This window comes from uncultured Thiodictyon sp., assembly GCA_903837595.1.
In the GTDB taxonomy this organism is placed as follows: Bacteria; Pseudomonadota; Gammaproteobacteria; order Chromatiales; family Chromatiaceae; genus Thiodictyon.
Map to the genome: position 1 here is coordinate 20,367 of CAILVI010000168.1, position 20,411 is coordinate 40,777.

Below are 20,411 nucleotides of genomic sequence, written 5' to 3' on the forward strand. Positions count from 1 at the left end.
CCTAAAATCCAACCGCTTTTTGCCATTCGCCGAGGTTCATGCCGGCCAGCGCCTTGAAGCCGCCGGCCGGGATCGCGCCTCTAGCCAGCGACACATAGGGCGCCGCGGTCAGTGCCATACCGACATGGCCCGGTTGCATGATCCGGTGGGCATAGGCGATATAGGTACGGTCATAGATCACACTCTGGTCCTTGCCGCAATCGACCACGGACCCGACCACGACCTTACGATGCTCATCAAGAAAACGTACCAGCTCGGCCTCCCGATCATTCTTGGTCCAGACGCCCGCGTCCTCGATAAACAGGCTGGCTGCCTGGGTCCGGTCCTTGGCAATGGAGATCGCGACATAACTCCAGACACCATAGCCCTCGCCTTGCGCTGTATCAGGCGTGCCGTTCACCGGGCGTAAGGCCATCGCACTCTTATTGGCACAGACCACATGAGCGCCCGGGGCCGGGGGGAAGCGGCGCTGGTTCTCGGTGCCAAACAGGGCCACGCCGGCCCGCAGCAGGGGCGCGGCATCGAATACTGGAAGCGCTGAGCCATCGTACTGGGTGAGCGTCAATAGGGGTTTTTCCGTCTTCGTCTGAATCTCCTCGGCTACCGCCAGGTCATAGCCCCAAATGCTCCCCGCCGGGCCATTGAACGAGGACGCGGTCAGCATATTGATCTGCCCGATATAGGCATCGGTCGCCTCGGCTCGATCATAGGCCACGATACCGTCGATGAGCCTGTCATCGGTCCTCTTGGTCTCGCCGGTGGAGACCTTGAGAACCGAGACATAGCCGAGCCCCTCCGCGCCCGGCATTCCATAGCCGTCGCAATAGCGGTCGAACGGACTAATGGCCGTCTTGTCGAGAACCAGTGGCCCAGGACCGCCGGCCGGGTCAGCTGCTGCAATCATCGCTAACAGCAACGTCGCGGCGAATGCCTTGCCAAGAACCGCAGCAGGCGCGTTGTGCATCAGGCTAAGTCCTCGAGTGTGTTGGTGATTGGGGCGAACCGCGGCTACGACACCCGCGTGATCCCGTAATCGTCGAACCGCGAGTCGACTGATGACATTTTCCCCGGCCAGTGCGCGGCGGGTGAGTTCCGAGAGTTGGGCCTTGGCCGCGGCGATGTTGTACTGGCTCATAGGGTTGGATTCTGTGGGCGCTTCTGGATCGCTAGGGTGATGGTCATTCTAGGTGACTAACCCAGACCAAGGGAAGTCGGGTGCCCCCCAGGGCGGTGCGCCCGGCAGGCCCACGGCCGCGCCGAAGCTCAACCGCGCCGCCCGCAAGAACCTCTCCCGCCTGGCGTCAATCATTCATGTGCGTTAACTTGCCTCGACTTACGAACACTGTCCCCACCCCGGCATGACTGAACGCAGCCCCCCCTACCAGGCCCCGGCACCTGAGCACCTCTCTGGCTCCATTGAGCGCGTGACCTTCCACAGCCAAGAGAGCGGGTTCTGTGTCCTGCGCGTCAAGGTCCGCGGGCAACGCGACCTGGTGACGGTGATCGGGTCGGCGGCCTGTGTCACCCCGGGTGAGTATCTGGAGTGCCAGGGCGAGTGGATCAATGACCGGCAGCACGGACTGCAGTTCAAGGCCGCGCAGCTGCGCTCGGTTCCGCCCTCCACGCTCGAGGGGATCGAGCGCTATCTGGGCTCCGGCATGGTCAAAGGCATCGGCCCACACTTTGCCCGCAAGCTGGTCCACGCCTTCGGCGAGCGCGTCTTCGACGTGATCGAGGACAACCCGGAGGCACTGCTGACACTCCCCGGCATCGGCCCCAAGCGCCAGGCGCGGGTTACCAGCGCCTGGGCCGAGCAGAAGGTGATCCGTGAGATCATGGTCTTCCTCCAGTCACACGGGGTCGGCACCGCGCGCGCGGTTCGCATCTACAAGACCTACGGCGATGAGGCCATCGCCCGGGTGACCGAGAACCCCTATCGCCTTGCGCTCGACATCCACGGCATCGGCTTCAAGACGGCAGATGCCATCGCCCAGCGCCTCGGCATCGCCCCCGACTCGCTGATGCGCGCCCAAGCGGGGGTGCGCCACTGTCTCCAGGAGGTCGCGGGCAACGGACACTGCGCCGCCTTTCGGGAGGTGCTGGCCGAGCAGGCGGTGAAGCTGCTGGAGATCCCTCCGCCAGTCATTGAGCAGGCAATCCGCGCCGAGGTGCGGGAGGAAAACCTGGTCGAGGAGTCCATCGACGCGCGCCCGGCACTGTTTCTCACGCCCTTGCAGCGCGCGGAGCAGGGCATAGCGCTCGGCATGCGGCGGCTGCAACTGCGCCTGCCGCCCTGGGGTCACATCGACCCGGAGCGCGCCATCCCCTGGGTGGAGGGGCGCACCGGCCTCAACCTGTCGCCCTCGCAGCGCACCGCGGTGGCCGCGGCCATCAAGGGCAAAATCACGGTCATCACCGGGGGCCCCGGGGTGGGCAAGACCACGGTGGTGCGCTCCATCCTGGACATCCTGGCCGCCAAGGGGGTGGAGATGCTGCTGTGCGCCCCGACCGGGCGCGCCGCCAAACGCCTGGCGGAGTCGACCGGGCGGGAGGCGCGCACCATCCATCGCCTCCTGGAGTTCGACCCCAAAGCGATGGGTTTTAAGCGCGACCAATACTCGCCACTCGAGACCCATCTGGTGGTGGTGGACGAGTGCTCCATGGTCGACGTGGTACTGATGAACCAGCTCCTGCGGGCGGTGCCGACCGCGGCAGCCGTGCTGCTGGTGGGCGACGTGGACCAGTTGCCATCCGTGGGGCCGGGGGCGGTGCTCGCTGACCTGATCGGCTCCGGGGTGCTTCCCACCTGCCGGCTGACCGAGGTGTTTCGCCAGGCGGCGGCCTCCCGGATCATCGTCAATGCCCACCGCATCAATGCCGGGCGGATGCCGGAGCGCGCCGAGGAGGGTCCGGTGGACAGCGATTTCTATCTCATCCCCTGCACCTCACCGGAGGAGATCCAGGACCGGTTGATGCGGGTCGTGCTCGAGCGCATCCCCCAGCGGTTTGATCTGGACCCGGTGGCGGACGTGCAGGTGCTCACCCCCATGAACCGGGGAGGGCTGGGCGCCCGTTCACTCAACGTGGCACTGCAACAGCGCCTCAATCCGACCGCCACCCCGCGAATCACCCGCTTCGGCTGGACCTATGCCCCGGGGGACAAGGTCATTCAATTGGTGAACAACTATGACAAGGAGGTCTTCAACGGCGATATCGGGCGCATCACCGCCATCGACCAGGAGGATGGTCTGGTGCAGGTGGAGATTGACGGACGGCAGGTGGAATATGACCTGGGCGAGCTCGACGAGCTGTCACTCGCCTACGCCACCACCATCCACAAGGCCCAGGGGTCGGAATATCCGGCAGTCGTGATCCCACTCGCGGTACAGCACTATATGCTGCTCGAGCGCAATCTGCTCTATACCGCCGTCACCCGCGGCCGGCGGCTGGTGGTGCTGATCGCCGAACCGCGCGCGCTGGCGATGGCCGTTAAGCGCGTCGGCTCCAATCAGCGCTTGACCCGGCTGCGGCAGCGCTTGCTCGAGGCGATGGCGGACGCGGCCGAATTGACCGAGAGTTCCCTTTCATGACACCGCTCCGCTCCCTCTGGTGACACCGCTGCGCGGTGTCACCCCCGTGTCAGCCGCTCTGCGGCGCGAGACGTCGTGTGCTCACGAGGCCACATTTGCCCTAGCGACCTGCGTCGCTGCACCAGCAACCCAACCGCTCGGCGCCCGAGCATTTGCGGTACCGGCAAGGACCGCACCATGCCTGACGAACCGATAAAGCCCTTGAAACCGATCGACACCCGGTGACTCAGTTTATTCGTAACGCCGATGACCACCGCCGTGGTGGTCATTTGGCGCCCGACCGAGTGGCCCCGATGAGGCGGGCATGGGTGGTATATTGGCGGCCGCGTCTTCAGACGGGAGGTCGGCTGATCCGGAACGGCCTGGCCAACAAAGTCGGCATGCGCTTCGCTGACCCGACCCAAAAAATTACCGCGCTTCCTCCATAAAATGATCCGATCGCTCATCCTCTTGGCCGGCTTGCTGCTCCTGTTGAGCGTGGCGGGAGGGTGTTTGGCGCACCCGACGCAGCCGGACCCGGGGCCAATCGATATCGCCCTCACCCCGACGATCAAAGAATTGGCCCGGCATGTCGAGATCTTGGAGGACCCCACCCAGAGGCTCGATCTGGCGGCGGCCCTGGTCTCCGTGGACTGGCAGCAAAACCGCTATGACAACCTCAACTTCGGGGCCAGTAGCGCTGTCTGGTGGGTGCGATTCGACCTATCCAACGATTCCGGGCAGGACCGTCGTGTGGTGCTCGAGGTCGACTGGCCGCTGCTGGATTGGTTGGATGTCTATCTGATCCGCACGGGGCGGGTGATAGACGCTTGGCGCACGGGGGATCAGCGCCCCTTTGCCAGCCGGCCGCTGAATTCCCGGGACTTTGCCTTCCCCCTCGAGGTGCCGGCCGGGCAATCCCGCCAGGTGGTGATGCGCCTGGCGTTGAGCGATGGCATCTATGATCCCGTGCCGCTGCACCTGTGGGCGCCGACGGCTTATACCGACGCCCGCCAGTGGGACAATTTGCTGACCGGGGCCTATTACGGCGCATTGCTGGCCTTGCTGCTCTATAACCTGTTGCTGTTCTTCTCCACCCGGGAACGCAACTTCCTGAACTATTCGCTCTATCTGAGCCTGCTCGTCCTGTGGAATCTGGGCTTTTTGGGATATGGCTATCAATATCTATGGCCGGATCACTCGTGGTGGAATAACCAGGTGGATCTGGGCCTCTCATGGCTGCCTCATATCGGTGCCGCGCTCTTTGTGACCCAGTATCTGGAGACCCGCAAACGGATGCCAGTCTTCCATTGGCTGATTTTGGGCGTGACCGCCGGGATGGGCATTCCTGTCTGCCTGGCGTTGGCCGACTCGCTGGGATGGATCGCGCCCAGCGCGTGGGTGGTCAATGGCGCCATGGTCATGAGCAGTGTGCTGGCCCTGCTGTTTCTCAGCGCCGGTGTGCTCGCCGTGCGCCAGGGATTCCGTTCTGCCTACTGGTTCGTATTCGCTTGGTCGTTCCTCACCGTCGGGGTGCTGATCTATGCCTTGACTTCGTTTCCCGGCCTGCTGCCGACCAATATGTTCATCAAGAACAGCGTGAACATCGGCAGCGCGCTGGAGTTTCTCTTTCTGGCCCTGGCGTTGGGCAGTCGATTCAATCAGCTAAAAGACGAGAAGCTGGCGGCGGAGCGACATGCCGTCGAATTGCAGACTGCCCATGCGAACACCCTGGAACTGCGGGTCCAGGAACGTACCAGCCAATTGCGCGAGGCCCTGCTGAGGATCGATGAGCTTGCCCGCCGCGACGATCTGACCCAGCTGCTCAACCGGCGGGCCTTCAATGAAATTTATCGGCGGGAATTCAGCCGCAGCCGGCGCGAAAACGCCTGGATCGGCTTTTGTATGATGGATGTCGATCATTTCAAGCGCTACAACGACCATTATGGCCATATGGCCGGCGATGAGGCCCTGAGACGGATGGCCGGTGTCTTGTCCGACAGCTTACGCCGCCCTGCCGATTATGCCTTCCGGCTGGGTGGCGAGGAGTTTGGGCTGCTGCTGGTCAGTGCGGCCTTTCCGCAGCGTGCCATCGGTCTGATCGAGCAGATTCGCACCCGCATCCTCGATCTAGCGATTCCCCATGTCCGCAATGGCGCCGGCGTTGTGTCCAGTTCGTTCGGTCTCGTTCTTGCTCACGCCCCAGACCTTTATTCGCCGGAATCGCTGTATCGCGATGCCGATCTGGCCCTTTACCGGGCCAAGCAAGAGGGCCGAAACCGGGTGGTGGTGGTCCATCCTCAAGAGTCTAGGTCGGCCGATATCCCTGACGACTGAGGTTCGCAGGGAAGTCCCGGTCGAACGGGTCAGCAAGGTTTACGCCGTGGCACCGAAGCGGCAGACATCCACCGCCGACTAGGTCTGGGGTTGGTGCCCGTCTTGCCGACCATCCGCCAGCTCGGGCGCCGGAACGCACCGCCTGCCCGGCCAACGTCCACTAAGCGCCGATGCACGGCTGCGTCGGGTATCATGCCCAGTCACCGCAGACGGCGCGCCGCGCTGCCTGATCACTGGAACCCACGAGAGCGCATGAACACGGAGACCCACGCCCAACTCGCCGCCTTTATCTGGGACATCTGCAACCTGCTGCGCGGTCCCTACCGGCGTAACGAGTACCGCAAGGTCATCCTGCCGCTGACGGTGCTGCGGCGCTTCGACTGCATCCTGGCCCCGACCAAGCAGGCGGTACTGGCCGTCTACCGGGCCAACCTGGCCAAGCCGGAGACCGTGCGCCAGCGTCTGTTGCAGCAGGCCGCGGGTTTGAGCTTCTACAACACGAGCCGGCTGGACTTTCCCCGACTACTCGACGATCCCAACCAGCTTGCGCCCAACCTGACGGCCTACATCGACGCCTTCTCACCCAACGTGCGAACCATCATGGAGCGCTTCGGCTTCGAGCAGCAGATCGCCAAGATGGCCGAGAAGAACATCCTGTTCAAGGTCGTCAAGGCGTTCTGCGACCCGCGGGTGGACCTGTCAACGCAGCGCGTCGACCACATGCAGATGGGCTATGTCTTCGAAGAGCTGATCCGGATCGGCGCCGAGCAGGCCAACGAGGAGGCCGGGGAGCACTTCACCCCGCGGGAGGTTATCAAGCTGATGGTCAACCTGCTGCTCTCGCCGGAACGCGACTTGGCGCGGGCCAACGTGGTCAAGACCATCTACGACCCGGCCTGCGGTACCGGGGGCATGCTCTCCGAGGCCGAGAAGTACATCCGCCAATTGAACGCCGATGCCCAGCCCCACCTCTACGGCCAGGACTGGAACGACGAGGCGTGGGCGGTCTGCAAGTCGGACATGCTGATCAAGCGCGAGGATGCCGAGAACATCAAGCGCGGCGACAGCTTCATGGAGGACTATTTCGACCGCGACGCCCGCGGCCGGCGCTGGACCTTCGATTACATGCTGGCCAATCCGCCCTTCGGCGTCACCTGGAAGCAGCAGGAGGACTTCATCGTCAAGGAGCGCGACCGCCTGGGATTCGACGGCCGCTTCGGCGCCGGTACGCCCCGGGTCAATGACGGAGCACTGCTGTTCCTTCAGCACATGCTGGCCAAGAGCCGTGCCCCCGAGGACGGCGGCACCCGCATTGCCATCGTCTTCAACGGCTCGCCACTCTTCACCGGGGATGCCGAAGGCGGCGAGAGCAACATCCGGCGCTGGATCATCGAGAACGATTGACTCGAAGCCGTCGTCGCCCTGCCGGACCAGCTCTTTTACAACACGGGCATCGCCACCTATATCCGGGTCCTGACCAACCGCAAGGAGCAGCACCGGCGCGGCCGTGTCCAACTCATCGACGCCCGCCGTTTCTACGTCAAGATGAAGAAGAGCCTGGGGAACAAGCGCAATAAGATCGGGGACCCCGGCGAGCCGGGCGAGCCGGACCATCTCGGCGAGATCACGCGCATCCATGGCGACTGCCGGCATGACGACGGCCGCGTATCCAACATCGACGGGCGGGACAAGCGTCTGACGGTCTCCAAGGTCCTGGACAACGCTGATCTTGGGTACCACAAGATCACGGTGGAGCGCCCGCTTCGACTCAACTTCCAGGCGAGCGAGGCACGTATCGCACGGCTCGACCTACAAAGCGGCTTTCGCGCCCTGGCGACGCCCCGAAAAATGGCCGAGGACGCCCGGCGGGTCGAGATCGAGGAAGGTCTAAACCGTCAGGACGCACTGCGGGATTTCTGCCGCACCCTGGGCGAGCAGACGCAGGAGCGGCTATTCACGGACCGCCCGGAGTTTCAGGCGGCGATCAGCGGGACGGTGCGCGCGACCGGCTTGAAGCTCTCGCTGCCCGAGCGCAAGCTGATCCTGGCCGCCTTGGGCGAGCGCGACGAACAGGCCGCCATCTGCACCGATGCCCAAGGCAACCCGGAGCCCGACCCGGAGTTGCGTGATACCGAGATCGTACCCCTGACGGAAGCAATCCAGACCTACTTCGAGCGCGAGGTCCTGCCCCATGTGCCGGATGCCTGGATCGATCACGAGAAGACCCGGATCGGCTATGAGATCCCGCTCAACCGCCACTTCTACCGCTACGAGCCGCCGCGCCCGCTGCCAGAGATCGAGGGCGATATCAAGCGGCTGGAGCAGGAGATACTGACCCTCTTATCGGAGGTAACCGCATGATCACGCGTCTCTATGTCGACAACTTCCGCTGCCTGGTCAACTTTGAGCTGAAGTTTCAGGATTTCACCCTGTTGGCGGGTCTCAATGGCTCGGGTAAGTCCTCCGTACTCGATGTGATGTACGCGCTTCAGCTTTTGCTCTCTGGTCAAGCCAATATCAACCACAAGCATGTGCTGCCGAACGCCAGTCGCACCCGTTGGAGCGAGCGCGACACGCAGGTTGTCGAACTGAACGCTCAAGTCGGCGACGAGGAAATGCGGTATCGCCTGAAGGTGCAGCATGAAGCGGGGGGCGCAAGGCACGAATCGTCGAAGAGCGGCTTCTGTCGCCGGATGGACCATTGTTCGTGTTCGAGAACGGGGAAGTACAACTTTACCGCGACAACCTCAGCGAGGGACCCAAGTTCTCGGAGGATTGGAGCGAGTCTGCGCTGGCTCGCGTCCCCCCCCGGCCCGACAATCGGCGACTGACCGGCTTTCTAGACCTGATGAACAGGGTCCATGTCTGTCGGTTGAATCCATCGACATTTGGTGGCGACAGCCCTCACGAAGAGCAAGTCCTGCAGCGCGAAGGAAACAACTTCTCTTCCTGGTATCGACACCTGGTTCAGGAACACGGGGACAGCTTTGAGTACCGTTCGGTTCTCCAGAGCACCATCAACGACTTCCAGAAGCTTCGCCTGGAAAAGGTCGGCGCCGATGCGCGGACACTCGTGGCGGTCTTCGGCACGGGCAAGGCAGAGTACGAGTTGGGACTTGAGGAACTGTCCGACGGTCAACGCGTACTCCTCATCCTTTACGGCCTGCTCCACTTCCTGGACAAGTCCGGACATCTTCTTTTCTTGGACGAACCTGACAATTTTTTGGCGGCTTCGGAGATTCAGCCATGGCTACTTTCGGCTGAGGATGCGATTGAGGAAGGTCTGCCGCGGGTGGTGATCGCCTCTCACCATGCCGAGGTGATTGACTACCTTGGGGGAGATCGCGGCATCCTGCTGGAGCGTGAGGATACTGGGGTGACGAAGACCCGGCCACTGCGGGATGTCGGCATCCCCGATACGATGAAGCTGTCCGAGGTTCTCACCCGAGGCTGGGAGCGATGACCCGGCGCCGCGTCCAACTCGTCATCCTGTGTGAAGTCGCCAGCACGCGGCCTTTGCGCGCCGCTTCGCCTACGCCAACGGCTGGAACAAGCGACAGATCGATGTTATTCCGAATCCTTACGGCCGCGAGGGCCGTGGTAGCGGGGAACAATGGGTCAGAAAGCGCTATGCCGTTGAAGTGGCTAAGCTACGCCGCGCACCGCATGTCGCTCGGGCACTCGTGGTTATAATCGATAATGACATGAAAAATCTGCCGCCTGCCCAACCAGCGGGAGAAGCGGTCCAGCCGTTCAAGAAAGCCCACGAGAAACGAATCAAGAGTCGCGAAGAGCAGCTGGCGCTAGCACTGGAGGAAGCGGGTTTGCCGGCAAGAACGCCCGACCAGGCCGTGCTGCATATCGTTCCGGCCCGCAACATCGAAACCTGGCTCGAATATCTGAAGGGCGAAGAGGTCGACGAGCGCGGAAAGAAACTTTATAAGGATTCACCAGAACGCGATTGCCGCCCGATGGTCGAAAAACTCAAAGCGATGTGCGACGCCCAGAGGCTTCGCGAGCCCGCACCAGCCTCGCTTGAGCGCGCCTGCACCGAATACCGGACAAGGATGCAATGAGACAGATTCACTCTGCGGAGAAATGCCTGCTGGTGGCAATAGCGGGTCTTGGTCGAGGCGCGAGGCTGGCCCTATCGGGCCGAGGTTGGGTCTTGAATCGCGGGAGGTTCGCGCGATGAAGTGGCCGGCTTATCCCGAGTACAAGGAGAGCGAGGTCGAATGGTTGAGAGAAGTGCCAAGAGATTGGGAAGTTAAGCCCGTCAAGCGTATCGGCCGTATCCGGTACGGCTTGGGCGAACCGCCGGAGCTAGCCGAAGACGGCATCCCATTTATTCGCGCGACGGATATGAAGAAAGGCCATATCGTGCTCGAAACTGCGCTGCGGGTTAATCCCAGCGAAGTTCCTTGGGGTCGTGGACCGCAACTTCGGACGGGAGAGATTCTTGTTGTCAGGAGTGGCGCTTACACGGGCGATTCGGCATTAGTCACCGAGGAGTGTGACGGATGAATCGCGGGATACGACATGGTTGTTACCCTGCAATCCGTTGTTCCGCGCTTTGTCGCCTGGGTATTCCTATCTAAGTATGTGGTGGAGAGCCAATTCGAGATTGCGAGGTCTCGGGCAGCACAACCGCATCTCAATGCCGAGGACCTCGCCAGCGCGATATTGACGTTACCTTCGATATCCGAACAGGAGGAGATTGCTGACTTTCTCGACGCAAAGACCGCGAAAATTGATGTCCTGATCGCAAAAAAACGAGAATTGATCGGCCAACTTAAAGAGAAGCGTGCGGCCCTGATCGCCCACGCAGTGACCCGCGGCTTACCTCCCGACGCTGCCGCGGCGGCCGGCTTCGATCGCGATCCTCCGCGCAAGCCTTCAGGCATTCAGTGGCTTGGGGATATCCCTGATCACTGGGGCTTGGCGCCCCTATGCTACCTGGTTAAGTTTCGCGGGGGTTCGACCCCGAGCAAAGACAATCCGGAATTCTGGGACGGCGAAACTCCTTGGGTATCCGCGAAAGATATGAAAGTCTGGGAGATCGGTGATTCGATCGATCACGTTTCAGAAGAAGCCCTGCGCGAAACCAGCCTGACGGTCTTGCCCCATGATTCGGTGCTTATCGTGGTGCGCGGCATGATTCTGATTCATACGTTCCCGGTCGCCCGGACAACGGCGAATGTCACGATCAATCAGGACATGAAGGCGCTGCTTGCAGGCCCGCGCATCCTGCCCGCATTCCTTCAGTTCGCCTTGTCTGGTTTTTCGAAGGTTTTCATTTCCCTCACCGATGAATCGGCGCATGGAACACGTAAGATCGAGCAGGCGGTTCTTGCGCGCTTCATGCTGGCTATTCCACCAATCCGCGAGCAAGAAGCTATCGTCAATTACCTGGAATTGGAGCGTGAACGAACGGATTTGCTTCTTTCCAAGGTCATGGTGATTGTCGCGCAACTGTCGGAATACCGGTCGTCCCTCATCACCGCTGCCGTCACCGGCAAGATCGACGTGCGCGGTTGGCGGGAAGCGAGCAACCGCGCCTCTCCCGAGGTCGTCGCGATGGGTTTCGCTGCGCTCTACCCATCCTACCCCGGCCAACCGCACGGCACGAGATCGTAGCATGGTCAGAGCGCAGCGAAACCCATCATCCCCCAACCACCGGATAGCGCGGCGTCGTAGGATGGGTAGAGCGCAGCGAAACCCGTCATCCCCCAACCGCCGGATAGCGCGGTATCCTAGGATGGGTAGAGCGCAGCGAAACCCATCGTTGCCGGGCGCGGAGCCAAGGTTATGACCGATTACCGTCGCTGCCGCGTCCCGGGTGGGACCTATTTCTTTACCCTGACGCTACAGGAGCGGGCTGCGTCGCTGCTCGTCGACCGTATCGATGACCTCCGCAACGCCTTTCGGGAGGTCCGCACGCAGCACCCGTTCACAATCGAGGCGATCGTGGTTTTGCCCGCGCATCTGCATTGCATTTGGTCGCTGCCCGACGGCGACAGCGATTACAGTATGCGCTGGCGTCAGATCAAGTCGGCCTTTTCGCGTACCATCCCCAAGGAGGAGCGGCTGTCGGCAAGCCGACGGCGCAAGGGCGAACGGGGTATCTGGCAACGGCGATTCTGGGAGCACACCATTCGTGACGACCGGGGATACGCGACCCGCTTCGATTACATTCATTACAATCCCGTGAAACACGGGTATGTCAAACGGGTGAAGGATTGGCCGTTTTCTTCCTTCCATCGTTATGTTCGGCTGGGGGTTTATCCGGAGGATTGGGGCGGCGATCCGGATCTGGCCCAGTTGGATTTGGAAGAGGACTGACGGGCGGCCGGGCGGCGTTCCACTTGGGCGGGGGTGATGGGTTTCGCTTCGCTCTACCCATCCTACGAACGGCGAATGGCGAACGATAAACATAATGAAGACGGCAGGATCGCGATGAGCCAGACGAACGAGCACGCCTTCGAGTCCTATTGCGAGCAGATGCTGCTGACCCAGGGCGGATGGGAGCGGGGCGACCTGGCCGAATGGGATCGGGGCCTGGCGCTCTTTCCCGCCCGAGTCTGCGCCTTTCTGGCGGATTCACAACCGGTCTTGTGGCAGAAGCTGCACGACCTGCACGGCGACGCTCTGAGGACCAGGGTGGTCGCGGTCCTGGCCAAGGAACTGGACCTCAAGGGGATGCTGCATGTCCTGCGCCGCGGCTTTAAGTTCCAAGGCAAGACCTTGCGCATGGCCTACTTCAAGCCGGCCCATGGGCTGAACGCGGCCGTGGTCGAACTATTCGCCAAGAATCGCCTCACGGTGACGCGACAGGTGCCGTGCCACGCCAAGGGCGGTAAGACCTTGGATATGCTGCTGGCACTCAATGGACTGCCCATCGGGACCTGCGAACTGAAGAATCCGGGTACCGGCGAGAACTGGCGGCATGCAGTGCAGCAGTACCGCAGCCGCCGGGACCCCGCTGCCCCCTTGTTCCAGTTCAAGGCCCGTGCCCTAGTGCACTTCGCCGTCGACCCGGATGAGGTGCATATGACGACGCGCCTGCTGGGGGAGCGCACGCGCTTCCTGCCCTTCAACCGGGGTAGCGACCCCGGGACCATCGGCTGCGGGGCCGGGAATCCGGCGCACCGGTCCGGCTATCGCACCGGCTATTTCTGGGAGGATGTGCTGGCCCGGGAGGGGCTGCTGGAGGTGCTGGGCAGCTTCATGTTCATCGAGCGCAAGGAGGAGAAGCAGGAGGACGCCAAGGGCAAGGTCCGCCGCGTCACCAAAGAGACGCTGATCTTTCCCCGCTATCACCAACTCGATGCGGTGCGTCTCTTGGTGCGGTTGGCCGGTGTAGAGGGGGCCGGGCACAATTCGCTCACCCAGCACTCGGCCGGCAGCGGCAAGACCAATACCATTTCTTGGCTGGCCCATCGGTTGGCGAGCCTGCATACCGACGGCGATCTGAAGGTCTTCGATTGCGTCGTCGTCATCACGGATCGCCGGGTGCTAGACCGCCAATTGCAGGACGCGATTTACCAGATCGAACACGCACAGGGCGTGGTCAAGGCCATTGACGAAGACTCGGCTCAACTCGCCCTGGCCCTGGTCGATGGGACCAAGATCGTCATCACGACCTTGCAGAAGTTCCCGTTCGTGCTGCGCGGCCTGCTCCGTGCGGCCGGGGCCGAGAGCGTCGATGCGCCGTCCGCGGCTGCTCGCGAACGGGCGGCTGCCTGGAAGGCGCAGATTGCCACCCGCCGATACGCAATCATCGTGGATGAGGCCCATTCCAGCCAGACCGGCGAGACGGCCCGCGAGATGAAGGCGATTCTGGGCGCCGGGTCTGGCTTTTCGGACCCCGAGCACGCGGAACCCACCGCGGTCGACGAGGCGAACCCGGACGAACCGCCGGCCAACGACTGGCAGGATGGGCTTGCCGCGGTCCTGGAGACCCGCGGACCCCAGCCGAACCTGAGCTTCTTCGCCTTCACGGCGACGCCCAAGCCTCGGACCCTGGAGTTGTTCGGGCGGCGGATCGATTCGGAAATTCCGCAGGCGATCCACGTTTACAGCATGCGTCAGGCCATCGAGGAGGGATTCATCCTGGATGTGCTGACGAACTACACGACCTATGAGGTGTATTACCGCCTGCTCAAGAAGGTCGCCGACGATCCGCTCCTGCCGGAACGCAAGGCGACGAAGGCCCTGGCGCGCCACATGAGTCTGCACGAGTACAACATTGAGCAGAAGACGGCGATCATGGTGGAGCATTTCCGCGGGAAGGTCATGCCGCGTGTGCAGGGCCAGGCCAAGGCCATGGTGGTGACCGGCTCGCGCCTTCATGCCGTGCGCTACATGCTGGCCTTCCAGCGCTACATCAGCGCGCACGGTTATCCGGATGTGCGCCCGCTGGTCGCCTTCAGCGGCACCGTACGTGACCCGAAGAGCCATCTGGAGCACACCGAGCCCCGGATGAATCCTGACTGCGTGACCGGCAAGCCGATCGGCGAGGCGGCCCTGCCCGAACGTTTCGATTCCAGCGACTACAACCTCTTGCTGGTCGCCGACAAGTATCAGACCGGCTTCGATCAGCCCAAGTTGCTCGCCATGTACGTGGACAAGCGCCTGGACGGCGTGCAGGCGGTGCAGACGCTCTCCCGCCTCAATCGCAACTTGCCCGGCAAGGATGCCCAGTTCGTGCTGGACTTCGTGAACAAGGCCGAGGACATCTTTAAGGCGTTCAAGCCCTATTTCGACGTCGCCCACCTTGAGGAGACGTCAGACCCCGCGTTGCTGAACCGGCTGAAGCATGAGCTGGACCAGACACAGGTCTACCACTGGCGGGAGGTCGAGGCGTTCGCCCGGGTCTTCTACCGGGCGCCGGAGCGCCAGGCCCCGGCCGATCACGCAGCGATGGAGAAGCAGCTTCAGCCTGCCGTCGATCGCTTCCGCGAGCTTCCCGACGATGAGGCACGGCAGGCGTTTCTGGACCGCCTCAGGGGCTTCGTCCGCGCCTATGCCTTTCTCAGCCAGATCATTCCCTACGCTGACCAAGAGCTTGAAATGCTCTACAGCTTCGGCCGCTTTCTGCTGCCCCATCTGCACGTTGGGGACGCCGAAACGCCGGTGCGGCTGGCGGATGAGGTCGCGCTGGAATACTACCGGGCTGACCGCGCCTTCTCCGGCCTCATTGACCTGCGCGACGGGGACCCGGTACCGCTCAAGCCGACGAAAGATATCGGCACTGGCCGGGCCGAAGACCCGCCCGCGCCGCTCTCGGAGATAATCAAGGCACTGAACGAGCGCTTCAGCACTGCCTTCAGCGAGGAAGATCGGCTGTTCCTGGCCCAGATCGAGGAACGGGCGCTCAAAGATGAACAGATCGCCGGCACGGCCCGAGCGAACCCGCTGGACAAGTTCAAGGTCGGGGTACGCAAGGCCGTCGAAGGCCTGCTGGTGCAACAGGTGGAGGAGAACGATGCGTTCGTGACGCGCTACCTGGAAGACGAGGCATTCCAGCAAGTGGTCTTTGAGGGACTGGCCGAGGCGATCTTTGCAAACCTTAAGGACGAGCCGTCGGATCGGCCCGTGCGCCATTAAGCCTGTGAACAGATTGTTCCGCCCCAGCGCCCTATAAACGAAAAACGCCAGCTTTTTGGGCTGGCGTTATCACTTGTTTGATATGGTGCCCAGGGGCGGAATCGAACCACCGACACGAGGATTTTCAATCCTCTGCTCTACCAACTGAGCTACCTGGGCGAGAAAGAGTCAGCAACAACCGCTGGTATCAAGCGGATCGATCCGTATCCGCACCTACGTTACTGACAAGCCACCTATTAAAGCCGGACAGCGGTCCTGCGTCAAGCCTGAAATCAGGGCTTCTGTTTGCCGGTGACAGGCCGTTAGCCCGTGCCGACATGCACAAACCCGAAGCCCCAACTGCGGCCAATAGCGGCGGCTCACGGCCTCTTCAAACATGAAGGGGGCCAGTAAAACTGCCCCCTTCCAGCATTTGGCTCCCCGGGACGGGCTCGAACCGCCGACCTAATGATTAACAGTCATCCGCTCTACCGACTGAGCTACCGGGGAATGTCGCGAGCCCGAAATATTAAACTATGCGGGCGTCATCAGTCAACAGCCAGGTGCGGCGAATTTGCCGCTCGCCGGTCGGCACTCGCCGCATCCCGTCGCGGCCTGGGGGCCGCTCCTAGGCAACCGCGGTGGCGATCCGCTCCAGGGCCTGGTCGAGGTTGCTGCGGCTGGTGGCGATGGAGATGCGCACATGCCCGGTGAGCCCGAAGGCGGCGCCCGGCACCAGGGCCACGCCGACCTTCTCCAGCAGGTACTCGGCGAACTCCAGATCGTTGTTGACCCCGGGCAGGCGCTCGATGGCATGCTGGACCCGGGGGAAGACGTAGAAGGTCCCGTCGGTGGGCAGGCACTCGATGCCGGGGATGGCGTTCAGGCCGGCCACCACATGGTCGTGCCGCTCCTTGAATGCCTTGACCATGGTACCGATGCAGTCCTGGGGGCCTTCCAGCGCGGCCTGGGCGGCGACCTGGGAGATCGAGGTCGGGTTGGATGTGCTCTGCGACTGGATCTTGGCCATGGCCTTGATCACCTCAACCGGGCCGCCGGCATAGCCGATGCGCCATCCGGTCATGGCATAGGCCTTGGAGACGCCGTTGAGCACTAGGGTGCGGGGGGCGAGATCCGGGCAGACGTTGACGATGTTGACGAACGGGGCCGCGTCCCAGCGGATGTGTTCGTACATGTCGTCGGTGGCGATCAGCGCCCGCGGGAAGTCCCGCAGGACCTCGCCCAGGGCCTTCAACTCGTCAGCGCTGTAAGACATCCCGGTGGGGTTGGACGGGCTGTTGATGACCACCAGCCGGGTCTTGTCGTTCATGGCCGCCTTGAGCTGCGCCGGGGAGATCTTGAACTGTTGATCGGCAGCGGCATGCACCAGCACCGGGGCGCCGCCGGCCAGGAGCACGATGTCCGGGTAGGAAACCCAGTAGGGCGCCGGGATTACTACCTCGTCGCCCGGGTCGATGACCGCGAGTGCCAGGTTGAAGAAGCTCTGCTTGCCACCGCAGGAGACCAGGATTTGGTCTGGGGTGTAGTCCAGTGCGTTCTCGCGCTTGAACTTGGCAACCACGGCGGCCTTGAGGCCAGGTGTGCCGTCGACCGCGGTGTACTTGGTGAAGCCCTGGTTGATGGCCTCGATGGCGGCGGCCTTGATGTGGTCCGGGGTGTCGAAGTCGGGCTCACCGGTGCCCAGGCCGATCACGTCCTTGCCGGCTGCCTTGAGGGCCTTGGCGCGGGCGTCGACTGCGAGGGTGGCGGAGGGCTTGACGGCCTGGACGCGGGCGGCGAGCTTGATGGTCATCGGCAAGGGTCTCGAGTGAACTGGTGCGGTTGGACGGAAGTCTGCGATCCCTAATGATATCGGATCGCGCGGGCGCGGACACCCGTCCCGCGCACATGCCCGAGCGCGGGGGATTGCGCACTCCTCGTCGCGGCCGGGGGCGCTCCTACGCTGTAGGAGCGGCCCCCGGCCGCGACGCACCTAGCCTAAGTGACAGTCTCCAGCGCGCCGACCAAGGCGTCGACACACGCCTGCGTGCTCAGTTGCCCGGCGTGCAGGTGTAACTCCGGCGCTTGCGGCGCTTCGTAAGGGCTGTCGATGCCGGTAAAGTTCTTCAGGGTACCCGCACGCGCCTTCGCATAAAGACCCTTCACGTCGCGTCGCTCGCATTCCTCAATGGGGGTATCGACGAACACCTCGAGGAACTCGCCCGGGGCAAACAGCTCGCGAGCCATCCGGCGCTCGCTGATGAATGGTGAGATGAAGCTCACGAGCACGATCAGGCCCGCATCGACCATCAACCGCGCCACCTCGGCCACCCGGCGGATGTTCTCGACCCGGTCGGCCTCGGTGAAGCCCAGGTCGCGGTTCAGACCATGGCGAACGTTATCGCCATCGAGCAGGTAGGTATGCTTACCCTCCGCATGCAGGCGCTTTTCCAGCACGTTGGCAATGGTCGATTTGCCGGAGCCCGACAGCCCGGTAAACCAGATGCAGCGCGGCGCTTGGTGCTTCTGCGCGGCCCGCACGGTCTTGCTCAGCTCGAGCGCCTGCCAATGGATGTTGTTGGCCCGCCGCAGCGCGAAATCGATCATGCCGGCGCCGACCGTCTCAAACGTCAACTTATCGATGAGGATAAAGCCGCCGAGCACCCGATTCGCACCATACGGTTCAAACACCAGGGGCGCGCTGGTGGACAGATTGACCGTCGCGATCTCATTGAGCCCCAGGGTCTTGGCTGCCAGGTGCGTACCGGTGTTCACATCCTCGCGATACTTGATGTCGGTGATCGTGGCCGTGACCTCCTTGCAGGCCAGTTTCAACAGATATTGCCGCCCCGGCGACATCGGATGTTCAACCATCCACAGCAACTTGGCTTCGAACTGATCGGCGACCTCCGCCGGCGCGGCCGCCGCCACCAGCACATCGCCCCGGCTGGCGTCGACCTCTTCGGTCAGCGTCAAGGTCACCGCGTCGCCCGCGGTCGCCATATCCACCTCATCAAAACCCGCCAGGATCGCCTTCACCTGGACCGTCACGCCTGATGGCAATACGCGCACGGTGTCGCCCGGGCGCACGGCGCCCTCGGCGATGCGTCCGCAAAAGCCCCGGAAGTCCAGATTGGGCCGATTCACCCACTGGACGGGCAGGCGGAAGGCGTCGCGCTCATTGGGTGCGTGTACCCCCACCGTATCGAGGTATTCCATCAGGGTGGGACCGCTGTACCAGGGCATCCGCGTGCTGTGATTCAGCACATTGTCCCCGTCCAGGCCGGACAGCGGGATCGCCTGGATACTCGAGAAGGCAAACCCCGCGGCAAAGGTCTGGTAATCCGCGACGATTCCGTCGTAGATCGCCTGATCGCACCCCACGAGATCCATCTTATTGACTGCCAATACCACGTGACGAATACCCATCATCGCCACGATCCGGCTGTGGCGGCGGGTTTGCGTCAGTACCCCTTTGCGCGCGCCGATCAGGATCACCGCGAGATCCGCGGTGGAAGCACCGGTGGCCATATTGCGCGTGTACTGTTCGTGGCCCGGGGTATCGGCAACGATATAGCGGCGCCGCTCGGTGGCAAAAAAGCGGTAGGCCACGTCGATCGTGATGCCCTGCTCGCGCTCGGCCTGGAGCCCGTCGACCAGCAGCGCCAGGTCCATCTTTTCACCCTGGGTGCCATACTGGCGCGAATCGGTCTCGAGTGCCTGCAATTGGTCGTCGAAGATGCTCTTGCTCTCGAACAGCAGGCGGCCGATCAAGGTGCTCTTCCCGTCATCAACGCTACCGCAGGTGATGAAGCGCAGCGTCTCCTTGTTACGCTGACCGTCGAGAAAGGACGCAATATCTTGGGCGTGTAGGATGCTCATCAGAAATACCCTTCCTGCTTTTTCTTTTCCATCGAACCCGGCGTATCGGAATCGATCAGCCGACCTTCCCGCTCGGAGCCGCGGGCATTGAAGGTCTCAGCGATGACCGCCTCGAGCGTATCCGCATCACTCTCGATGGCTGCCGTCAGCGGCCAGCAGCCCAGCGTGCGAAAGCGCACGCGCTTAAGTTGCGCCTGCTCTCCCGGGGCGAACGGAAAGCGCTCGTCGTCGACCATGATCCACTGCCCATTGCGATTGATCACCGGCCGCTCCGCTGCCAGGTAGAGTGGCACGATCGGGATGCGTTCGGCGTAAATGTATTGCCAGATGTCGAGTTCGGTCCAATTGCTGATGGGGAATACCCGGATCGTCTCGCCGGGTTTAACGTGAGTGTTGTAAAGATTCCACAATTCCGGGCGCTGGGCCTTCGGGTCCCAGCGATGGCCGGCCGCGCGAAACGAGAACACCCGCTCCTTGGCCCGACTCTTTTCCTCATCGCGGCGGGCGCCGCCGAACACCACATCGCTGCCCAGTTCATCCAGTGCCTGCTTCAGCCCCTGGGTCTTCATGACATCGGTGTGATAGTTACTGCCGTGAGTAAACGGACCCACCCCCCCCGCAATCCCTTCAGGGTTGGTATGCGTGATGAGCTTCATACCGCTCTCCGCGACCATGCGCGTGCGGTGAAGGTACATCTCCTGGAACTTCCATCCGGTATCGACATGCAGCAGCGGGAATGGCGGTGGTGCCGGATAGAAGGCCTTGCGCGCCAGATGCAGCATCACCGACGAGTCCTTCCCGATCGAGTACATCATGACCGGGTTGCGGGCCGTCGCGACGGCCTCACGGATGTTTTCTATAGACTCTGCTTCAAGGGTTATCATCGGCCTGCCAGATTTTGAAATCGAAAAAAGTGATAAAGACAGCCCGCGATCGGCTCTATCGTCGATAGTAGCTGGGCGGGGGGCGGGCGACAAGCACGCATCTGGCGGGGACGGGGCGGCGCTTAGTGCCGAGCACGCGACCTGCCGTGTC

14 protein-coding genes, 2 tRNA genes and 1 pseudogene are annotated in these 20,411 nt (G+C 62.6%); 11 read left to right on the top strand and 6 right to left on the bottom strand.

Features of this window, described 5'->3' with window-relative positions:
- Nucleotide 1: 1 nt before the first annotated feature.
- Nucleotides 2-1,135: a histidine decarboxylase, pyruvoyl type gene (gene hdcA, locus QZY44_RS09070; protein ID WP_295445324.1), complete on the bottom strand. Its 1,134-nt coding sequence runs from the start codon at nucleotides 1,133-1,135 to the stop codon at nucleotides 2-4.
- Nucleotides 1,136-1,358: 223 nt separating this feature from the next.
- On the opposite strand from hdcA, the gene QZY44_RS09075 reads away from it, so the two are divergent.
- The 11 genes and pseudogenes from QZY44_RS09075 (at nucleotide 1,359) to QZY44_RS09120 (ending at nucleotide 15,515) form a co-directional block, all read left to right on the top strand.
- Complete coding sequence (locus QZY44_RS09075) at nucleotides 1,359-3,590, top strand: ATP-dependent RecD-like DNA helicase (protein WP_295445327.1); 2,232 nt, start codon at nucleotides 1,359-1,361, stop codon at nucleotides 3,588-3,590.
- Nucleotides 3,591-4,019: 429 nt separating this feature from the next.
- Nucleotides 4,020-5,906, top strand: coding sequence for a 7TM diverse intracellular signaling domain-containing protein (locus QZY44_RS09080; RefSeq protein WP_295445330.1), 1,887 nt, complete (start codon nucleotides 4,020-4,022; stop codon nucleotides 5,904-5,906).
- A 252-nt stretch (nucleotides 5,907-6,158) separates the two neighbouring features.
- Nucleotides 6,159-7,448: pseudogene (locus tag QZY44_RS35715) on the top strand (class I SAM-dependent DNA methyltransferase); the annotation flags it as partial.
- A 3-nt stretch (nucleotides 7,449-7,451) separates the two neighbouring features.
- Nucleotides 7,452-8,267, top strand: a complete 816-nt coding sequence (locus tag QZY44_RS35720) for a hypothetical protein (RefSeq protein WP_365303797.1) — start codon at nucleotides 7,452-7,454, stop codon at nucleotides 8,265-8,267.
- Entirely contained in the window at nucleotides 8,264-8,737 is a 474-nt protein-coding gene (locus tag QZY44_RS09090) for an ATP-binding protein (RefSeq protein WP_295445332.1), read from the top strand. Before QZY44_RS35720 ends, QZY44_RS09090 begins: the two co-directional genes overlap by 4 nt.
- Nucleotides 8,738-8,778: 41 nt before the next feature.
- Entirely contained in the window at nucleotides 8,779-9,369 is a 591-nt protein-coding gene (locus QZY44_RS09095; RefSeq protein ID WP_295445335.1) for an AAA family ATPase, read from the top strand.
- A gap of 241 nt (nucleotides 9,370-9,610) precedes the next feature.
- Entirely contained in the window at nucleotides 9,611-9,982 is a 372-nt protein-coding gene (locus QZY44_RS09100) for a hypothetical protein (protein ID WP_295445337.1), read from the top strand.
- 115 nt (nucleotides 9,983-10,097) lie between these two features.
- Complete coding sequence (locus QZY44_RS09105; RefSeq protein ID WP_295445340.1) at nucleotides 10,098-10,430, top strand: hypothetical protein; 333 nt, start codon at nucleotides 10,098-10,100, stop codon at nucleotides 10,428-10,430.
- A gap of 15 nt (nucleotides 10,431-10,445) precedes the next feature.
- Complete coding sequence (locus tag QZY44_RS09110; RefSeq protein ID WP_295445343.1) at nucleotides 10,446-11,543, top strand: restriction endonuclease subunit S; 1,098 nt, start codon at nucleotides 10,446-10,448, stop codon at nucleotides 11,541-11,543.
- A 171-nt stretch (nucleotides 11,544-11,714) separates the two neighbouring features.
- A complete protein-coding gene (locus QZY44_RS09115; protein ID WP_295445345.1) occupies nucleotides 11,715-12,248 on the top strand; it encodes a transposase in 534 nt (177 codons plus the stop codon).
- 114 nt (nucleotides 12,249-12,362) lie between these two features.
- The gene (locus QZY44_RS09120) at nucleotides 12,363-15,515 is read left to right on the top strand and encodes a type I restriction endonuclease (protein WP_295445348.1); all 3,153 of its coding nucleotides are present in this window, start codon (nucleotides 12,363-12,365) and stop codon (nucleotides 15,513-15,515) included.
- A gap of 83 nt (nucleotides 15,516-15,598) precedes the next feature.
- Here QZY44_RS09120 and QZY44_RS09125 read toward each other — a convergent pair.
- The 5 genes from QZY44_RS09125 to cysD form a co-directional block, all read right to left on the bottom strand.
- Nucleotides 15,599-15,674: transfer RNA gene (locus QZY44_RS09125), tRNA-Phe, on the bottom strand.
- Between the two features lie 254 nt (nucleotides 15,675-15,928).
- Nucleotides 15,929-16,004, bottom strand: a tRNA-Asn gene (locus QZY44_RS09130).
- Nucleotides 16,005-16,122: 118 nt separating this feature from the next.
- Nucleotides 16,123-17,307, bottom strand: a complete 1,185-nt coding sequence (locus QZY44_RS09135; RefSeq protein ID WP_295445351.1) for a pyridoxal phosphate-dependent aminotransferase — start codon at nucleotides 17,305-17,307, stop codon at nucleotides 16,123-16,125.
- Between the two features lie 185 nt (nucleotides 17,308-17,492).
- Entirely contained in the window at nucleotides 17,493-19,376 is a 1,884-nt protein-coding gene (gene cysN, locus QZY44_RS09140) for a sulfate adenylyltransferase subunit CysN (protein ID WP_295445354.1), read from the bottom strand.
- A complete protein-coding gene (cysD, locus tag QZY44_RS09145; protein ID WP_295445394.1) occupies nucleotides 19,376-20,260 on the bottom strand; it encodes a sulfate adenylyltransferase subunit CysD in 885 nt (294 codons plus the stop codon). Before cysD ends, cysN begins: the two co-directional genes overlap by 1 nt.
- Nucleotides 20,261-20,411: the final 151 nt, after the last annotated feature.